Raw genomic sequence first — 7,109 nt, 5'->3', positions numbered from 1 at the left:
AAATTAACCATAAACAGGTAAGCCGCCTAATGAAGCTGGCAGGAACCCAGTCGGTTATTCGCAGGAAGAGAAAGAAATATACGCGTTCAACGCCCCAGCATATTGCCGAGAATGTGCTGAACCGTGAGTTCCATGCAGAAGCGCCGAATGAAAAGTGGTTAACGGATGTAACGGAATTAAAATACGGCAATGAGCAGAAGGCGTATCTAAGCGCTATCCTCGATCTGCATGGTAACACTGTAGTCTCCTATGTATTAGGACATTCGAACAACAATCATCTTGTATTTCAAACGATACACCTGGCATTGCAAACCGAACGGGGTAGTACGCCCATGCTTCATAGTGATCGAGGATCTCAATACACCTCTTTAGCATTTAAGAGGATATTAGAAGCTGCAAATGTAACCCAGAGCATGTCCCGCGTCGGCAGGTGCATTGATAACGGTCCAATGGAATCGTTCTGGGGAACCCTGAAATGTGAGAAGTATTATTTGCATACATACAGCACCTTTGAAGAGCTAAAGAACGCCATTGATGACTACATCTACTTTTACAATAACGAAAGATTACAAGCCAAATTAAACGGCCTCAGTCCGATGGAATTTAGGACAAAGGCCGCTTAAGGGTTTTTAATTATTTATACTGACTACTTGACGGGGGGCAGTTCAGTCAGTGGGCAGCCTGTTTCATTAACTAAAAGATCTAATAATTGGGGGGGAATAATGGTGAAAAAAATCGAAACCGTTCCATTAATTGGTCTCGGTGCCATTGGAGCTGCTTACGGGAGTAAACTGTATGATTTATTGAAAGATTCTTTTCAAGTTGTTGCCAATTAAAAGCGCATAAAAAATATGAAAGCGGCGGAATAAAAGTTAACGGCCGTGTTTATCATTTTAATTACAGCACTCCAGGCCGCGTAAAATGCAGATGCACCTCAAGCAATTGAAGTATACAACTAACACATTGGACCAGATACGATCATTTGCATTTACAATGTTAAAGGACTGTATATCGGACGAGGGGGCTACTTATTATGCTTCCAGCCAGATTTGTGACCATTTTTCTATATCTCTCATTATAGGTTCGAAAGCTACTCCTTTATCAGTCAACGAATATTCGATCCGAACAGGAGTCTCCGGATAAACTTCCCTTTTTACAATTCCCTCGTTCTCCAAGTCCTTCAACCTCTCCGAAAGAACTTTGCCGCTTAATCCGATTGCAGCTTCAATATTACAAAACCGATGTGGACCGGACAACAACTGATAAATAATCATTCCAGTCCATCTTTGGCTTAATAAATTCATGGCTTTTTCAAATCTCGGACAAATCGATTTATCCAAACAAATCACTCCTTCCTCCTTACACTATAACACATTCATAAAGTAAATTAATTACTTTTATATAAGTATTAACTTGACGAAATTTAATTATATAAATATAATTACTTACATAAAGTAATTAGCTGACAAATTGAGTGTCCATCACCGATTTATTCGGTTGGGCAACAAATAGTCATAATGAAGGAGTGTTTAGCAAATGGTAAGGAAAGATGAATTGGGTTCGACATTGTTGAGGGTGATTTTAGGTGTCATATTCTTGATACACGGGTATGCCAAATTCCAAGGCGGGATTGCGAATACTGTGAGCTTTTTTGAAAGTTTAGGGATTCCCGGCTTTGCAGCTTACATTGTAGCTTTAATTGAATTATTAGGCGGCATCGCGATGGTATTAGGGCTTGGAACAAGGGTTGTTGCTGGTTTATTAGCGCTTATCCTGGCAGTTGCAACACTTAAGGTAAAACTTGCGGTCGGATTCCTTGGAAATGGACAAATGGCTGGTTACGAACTTGATTTGGCTTTATTTGTAATTTGCGTTTATCTTGCCTTGAAAAGCAAATCCTTCTGGGCATTAGAAAATGTGATTTTCCGTTCAAAAAATATTTAATAAGGAGTGTGTATCATGAATTTTCACCGCGAACCCAATACTTATGTTGAGCAAGTAAATCTTAAGGTCCGCAATTTAGAACGTGCTTTGAAGTTTTATCAGGAAGTAATAGGTTTTAAGGTACTGGAACAAACAAAAAAAACAGCTAACCTGACCACAGATGGGAAGACGGTTTTGTTATCCATCGAACAACAGGATAACGTTGTACCGATGCTAGGAAAAACAACAGGATTGTATCATTTTGCGCTTCTCCTACCGACACGCTCTGATTTGGCCCGAATTGTCCAGCATTTTACCGACATCGGTTTACGGTTCGGTTCATCCGACCATCTTGTCAGTGAAGCCCTTTACCTGTCCGATCCGGATGGAAATGGGATTGAAATATATAGAGACCGCGCTCCATTGGAATGGGAATGGAATAACGGTGAAGTGGAAATGGCTGTTGATCCTTTGAATTTTAGAGACCTCCTTTCAGACGTAAATCAGCAACAAGCGTGGAATGGACTACCGGCTGGTACGGTGATGGGTCATATCCATTTGCATGTATCCGAATTACGTAAGACAGAAGACTTTTATACTAAGGGGCTCGGATTCGAAGTCGTAAACCGATATGGGACTCAGGCACTTTTCATCTCGACTGGTAAATACCATCACCATATTGGATTAAATACATGGAACGGTGTGGGTGCACCCACACCACCTGAAAACAGTATCGGTCTCAAATCATTTGCATTGATTTATCCCAATGAGACAGTACGAGATCATGTTCTAGCTAATTTAAAAAATATTGGTGCATCCGTTACAGAAGAAAACGGCGCATTTGCTACCGCCGATCCGTCTGGGAATCGTATTCTCTTGAAGGCTTAATTCAAGAACGGTATAACAGGGGGGGACATCATGTATGCTAAAGGAAGAACGATTTATAAATTCAGGAATTGAAATTGGTATCTACACCCTTGCTGACATAGGTCCAGATCCTCACACTGGAAAATCGGTGAATGCCCAGCAAAGAGTAAAGGAGATCATCAAAGCGGCAAAACTCGCTGATGAGGCTGATCTCGATGTTTTTGGGGTCGGCGAACACCACCGCTTAGACTACGCAATATCAGCTCCCTCAGTTGTTTTAGCAGCTATTGCCCAAATCACCAAACGAATCAAACTGACAAGCGCAACCACAGTGTTAAGCACTGTAGACCCCGTTCGCCTGTTCGAGGACTTTGCTACGTTAGATTTGATTTCGGATGGGCGTGCAGAAATCATTGCCGGTCGAGGGGCATTCGTTGAGTCTTTTCCACTTTTCGGTTATGACGCAAATGATTACGACGCTTTATTTTCAGAACATTTGCATTTGTTTTTAAAACTTAACGATTACGAAAAAATTACATGGAATGGTCAATTTCGCTCCTTATTAAGGAATGCTGAAATTGCTCCCCGACCTGTACAGAAGCAGTTACCCATATGGGTTGGTGTTGGGGGGACGCTGGAAAGCGCAGCCCGCGCAGGCAGTTTAGGCGTTGGGATGGCTATAGCGATGCTCGGCGGCGATCCGGTGCGCTTTATGCCCCTGGTCGAAACATACCGCGAGGCGGGTATAAAAGCTGGGCATGATCTTGAAAAACTAAAATTAGGTGTGACGGGTCATGGGTACATCTCTAAGACGACACAGCAAGCCAAGGACGAATTTTATCCTTATTATTCAAATTATTGGTCATATGTTAACCGTCAGCGAGGGATGGCATTTAGAATGACACGAGCTGATTTTGACCATATGACAGGTCCGGATACTGCCTTGTTCGTGGGTAGCCCACAACAGATTATAGAGAAAATCCTTCGTCAATACGAGCTTTTTGGTCATAAGCGTTTCATTGCCCAGATTGACATCGGCGGTTTACCATTTCATAAAGTTGCTGATGGCATTGAGCTATTAGCTACGAAGGTAGCTCCAATCGTACGGAAAGAAACGAATAAGTAAATTATTGAAATATAGGTGGTGTGACAAATGGGTTTTTGGGACAAACTATTCGGTAAAACTAAGGAGGAAAAAACAATGACAAAACTAAACATCGGTATTATTTTAGGGAGCACACGCGAAGGACGCGTAAGCCCGCAAGTAGGAGAATGGGTGAAAGGAATAGCTGACAAACGCGGAGATGCTAATTACGAAATTGTAGATATTGCTGATTATAAATTACCATTCTTGGGTACAACCGATGGTTCTGAGCCGGGTATTGCTGCTTGGAATCAAAAGCTCGCAAACTTGGATGGATTCGTATTCATCGCTCAAGAATACAACCACAGTATTACAGGAGCATTGAAGAATGCCCTTGATTTTGCACGAGAAGCATGGAACAATAAGGCAGCAGGAATCGTTAGTTATGGTTCGACAGGCGGTGCTCGTGCAGCTGAACATCTGCGGGGTATCATGGGCGAATTAATGATTGCAGATGTTCGTGTACATCCGACATTATCCTTATTTACTGACTTTGAGAACGGTACTGTATTCAAACCGCAGGATTTGCATCTAGATAACGTGAATGCAATGCTTGATCAAGTTCTAGCATGGAGCGGCGCATTAAAAACATTGAGATAAGAACCTTAGAACTTTTTATAGATTATGTAATTAAACATTGAGGTACAACATGAAGACCTCGGTTACAGGCGCAACAGGAAAATTGGAACAATAATTGTTGAAACCTTATTGAAATCTGCGCCCGCGAATCAACTGGCTGTCTGTGTAGTATAACCCACACAAAGGAAAGCAAAATCTCCCTTGCACCACCACACAGGCAGCAGAAGAGGCCATCTTGAAAACAGACTGCAGCAAGATTATGCGGAGGCAGCAGCGGCAGTACTATCAGGAACCAGGCACGAGAATACGGTCTACGAACTTTCCGGTAAGCTTATGACCCAGGAAGAATTCCATCCGCCGTTGGCGCAGTATTGGGTAAGGAAGTACCTGTGCAACAGGTTGATGACGCCACTTACGCTGACATCATGAAAGGTGCAGGCATACCGGAATTCATCATTCCTTTTCTCGTAAGTATCCAACAAGGCATACGGGAAGGCGCACTGGAGGTCGAAAGCAACGATATCGAAAAACTACTCTGTCGCCCAGCTACGCCAGTAATTGAATCACAATGAAGAAATAATTCAATTCAAACGAATAAAACAACACCGACCTTTCACAGAAGGGTCGGTGTTTTTAGATAACCAATGCATTGCGCTGATCAAATTGGATTTACCGCTGATATTGGGGCCGTAAATGGCTAGCGTCTTGAGCAACGTTTATTATGGTTCTGATTGGATGTTTTTATGGTTTGACTCAATCCATGAATGCGGTTGCCCTCCTTTTGGTTAAGAGTATAGCTCCATTTCTGCCTATCTCGCAATGGGTCAAAGCTTTATTGGTGCTTTTGGATACAGTGCTGTCGGATTTGTTTATGATGCAACAGGCAGCTATATGGCTTAATTGCTCAGCTTTTATTTTTTTTTGGAGTTTAGCCGTATAACGTGTAAGGTGAAACGCCCTATGATCTTCTTCCAGACTGTTAATAGCCTCCTGCATTTGACTGTTGGACCATGGCCCAAGCCGGAGAATATCCACTTTATGTCCTTGCGTCTTCTTATGAGACAGCCCCGCAGAACATTAAGGTCCTATTTAACTGAAATGAGCGTAGATGGCGGTACGATAGCTTAATAACCTAGAATACTAACGCGGAATAACCATGAAACTAGCTGGAAAAGTACAGATTATTACAGGCGGGTCAAAAGGAATCGGTAGAGCAACAGCTGAGCACTTCATAGAACAAGGCGCTAAAGTGGTGAGCTAAATTTCACTTTTAGATGATTTTTAGAGTGATACGCTGAACCATACCATAAGTAATCAACGTTTTGTTGAACTAACGAAAACTACAGCTTAATAAACAACTAAGGTGCGTTTGCCGGCATGGATCGGCAGCCGCGTTGTGCTAACGGGTAGTTCAAGCATGATTTTAGACATGCTAACTGAGCATGTATTAACCTTGCAGATGCCCCTTTGTGATTAGAGCCTTGTTAAGCTAGTAATCCACAATAACATAACAACAGCTTTATTGTATAATTGTAGAAAGATGGTTGGTTTTGATCATTGTGATGTAATAAGGGGGAAATGTGTATTGGATGACTTAAATAAATATGCTTTTCGTATACGGACTGCAATGAATAAAATTCAACGAGAAATTAATATTAAAATGCAAAGTCAATTCGGACTAGAGTTAACAAGACCACAACTCTACGTGCTTAAATTAATATCAGATGAAGAACCATGCAAAATGACCGATTTAGCCAAAGGATTAGGAGTGAATGCTAGTACTATTTCTACAATGATTAATCGACTTGTTCAAGATGGTTTAATCTCCCGCGAGTACGGTAGTAGTGACCGTCGTAATGTATTTGTTTCTATAACTCAGCGTGGAAATGATGTGCTTAAGCAGCATTTACAAAACTACAGTGAAGTGTTACAGCAGTACCTCTCGCATTTAGAACCAAAAGAATTAGAAACTTTTGTAAGAAATTTCGAAAAGATAGCCTCCATTAGTTCGTGCTGATCTTTTTTCTATGTATAATAGTTCAAATAACACAACCATTGGCCGTCCAATGGTTATGCATTTTGGTTAAAATAGAAAGACAATAAATCCATTATATTCATCGTGTGAATAAATTTTCATTTCGCTTAAAGCGGATATTCTCATCAATTGTGAAAATCAGACTTTGTTCGGCACATCCGGTGTCTAGGTGTTCTCATAAATTATGAAAATGATCTTTGATAAATCAAGGTTTTCCTATGCTATTTTCTCAGTAATTATGACACCACACAAATTTTGTGAAATTCCATAATTCTTTAGAATTGTTCCATAATTTCTTAGACGATTTGTTGCGGAATCCCTTAGAATTAAGTTTTTACGCATAATTATGAATAAAAATGCAACAGGGCAGATTAGTCATTCGGTCTCTGAGCTTCCAACTACAATTTTACTTGTGTACAGATCTAACACACTTGCTAGATACAGGCGACCTTCGCGGCAAGGAATATAGGTAATATCCGTGACCCAGATTTTGTTAGGCTCCGTTATTTGGAAGTTCTGATTCAGCACGTTAGGTGCAATCGGAGACGTGTGGTTAGAATC

General features: G+C 41.1%; 9 protein-coding genes and 1 pseudogene. 8 read left to right on the top strand and 2 right to left on the bottom strand.

The genetic code is table 11. The features are described from left to right. A partial coding sequence (locus GC093_RS21045) for an IS3 family transposase (RefSeq protein ID WP_171653880.1) occupies window positions 1-623 on the top strand: 623 nt, incomplete at its 5' end. Window positions 624-1,031: 408 nt separating this feature from the next. On the opposite strand, the gene GC093_RS21040 is transcribed toward GC093_RS21045, so the two are convergent. Beyond that, a complete protein-coding gene (locus GC093_RS21040) occupies window positions 1,032-1,340 on the bottom strand; it encodes a winged helix-turn-helix transcriptional regulator (RefSeq protein ID WP_171653879.1) in 309 nt (102 codons plus the stop codon). A gap of 196 nt (window positions 1,341-1,536) precedes the next feature. On the opposite strand from GC093_RS21040, the gene GC093_RS21035 reads away from it, so the two are divergent. The 7 genes and pseudogenes from GC093_RS21035 (at window position 1,537) to GC093_RS21005 (ending at window position 6,530) form a co-directional block, all read left to right on the top strand. Then, entirely contained in the window at window positions 1,537-1,944 is a 408-nt protein-coding gene (locus tag GC093_RS21035; protein ID WP_171653878.1) for a DoxX family protein, read from the top strand. 15 nt (window positions 1,945-1,959) lie between these two features. Then, window positions 1,960-2,811, top strand: a complete 852-nt coding sequence (locus GC093_RS21030) for a VOC family protein (protein ID WP_171653877.1) — start codon at window positions 1,960-1,962, stop codon at window positions 2,809-2,811. 34 nt (window positions 2,812-2,845) lie between these two features. Then, entirely contained in the window at window positions 2,846-3,916 is a 1,071-nt protein-coding gene (locus tag GC093_RS21025) for an LLM class flavin-dependent oxidoreductase (RefSeq protein ID WP_171653876.1), read from the top strand. 27 nt (window positions 3,917-3,943) lie between these two features. Next, on the top strand, window positions 3,944-4,534 hold the full coding sequence (locus GC093_RS21020) for an NADPH-dependent FMN reductase (protein WP_171653875.1): 591 nt from the start codon (window positions 3,944-3,946) through the stop codon (window positions 4,532-4,534). A 222-nt stretch (window positions 4,535-4,756) separates the two neighbouring features. Further along, a pseudogene (locus GC093_RS21015) lies at window positions 4,757-5,085 on the top strand (Rossmann-fold NAD(P)-binding domain-containing protein); the annotation flags it as partial. 584 nt (window positions 5,086-5,669) lie between these two features. Continuing rightward, window positions 5,670-5,774: an SDR family NAD(P)-dependent oxidoreductase gene (locus GC093_RS21010; RefSeq protein WP_171653874.1), complete on the top strand. Its 105-nt coding sequence runs from the start codon at window positions 5,670-5,672 to the stop codon at window positions 5,772-5,774. A 324-nt stretch (window positions 5,775-6,098) separates the two neighbouring features. Further along, a complete protein-coding gene (locus GC093_RS21005) occupies window positions 6,099-6,530 on the top strand; it encodes a MarR family winged helix-turn-helix transcriptional regulator (protein WP_171653873.1) in 432 nt (143 codons plus the stop codon). Window positions 6,531-6,923: 393 nt separating this feature from the next. Here the strand turns inward: GC093_RS21005 and GC093_RS35530 are convergent. After that, window positions 6,924-7,109 (bottom strand): DDE-type integrase/transposase/recombinase (locus GC093_RS35530; RefSeq protein ID WP_376768670.1); only part of this gene is annotated, 186 nt, incomplete at its 5' end.

It is taken from the genome of Paenibacillus foliorum (assembly GCF_013141765.1).
In the GTDB taxonomy this organism is placed as follows: domain Bacteria; phylum Bacillota; class Bacilli; order Paenibacillales; family NBRC-103111; genus Paenibacillus_S; species Paenibacillus_S foliorum.
The sequence above is the reverse complement of the archived record's forward strand: the minus strand, read 5'-3'. Positions and strand labels throughout refer to the sequence as shown.

Bases quoted from the DNA above. Each gene is read 5' to 3' on its own strand.
- GC093_RS21035 (WP_171653878.1), top strand. From the start codon at position 1,537: ATGGTAAGGAAAGATGAATTGGGTTCGACATTGTTGAGGGTGATTTTA.
- GC093_RS21030 (WP_171653877.1), top strand. From the start codon at position 1,960: ATGAATTTTCACCGCGAACCCAATACTTATGTTGAGCAAGTAAATCTT.
- GC093_RS21025 (WP_171653876.1), top strand. From the start codon at position 2,846: ATGCTAAAGGAAGAACGATTTATAAATTCAGGAATTGAAATTGGTATC.
- GC093_RS21020 (WP_171653875.1), top strand. From the start codon at position 3,944: ATGGGTTTTTGGGACAAACTATTCGGTAAAACTAAGGAGGAAAAAACA.
- GC093_RS21010 (WP_171653874.1), top strand. From the start codon at position 5,670: ATGAAACTAGCTGGAAAAGTACAGATTATTACAGGCGGGTCAAAAGGA.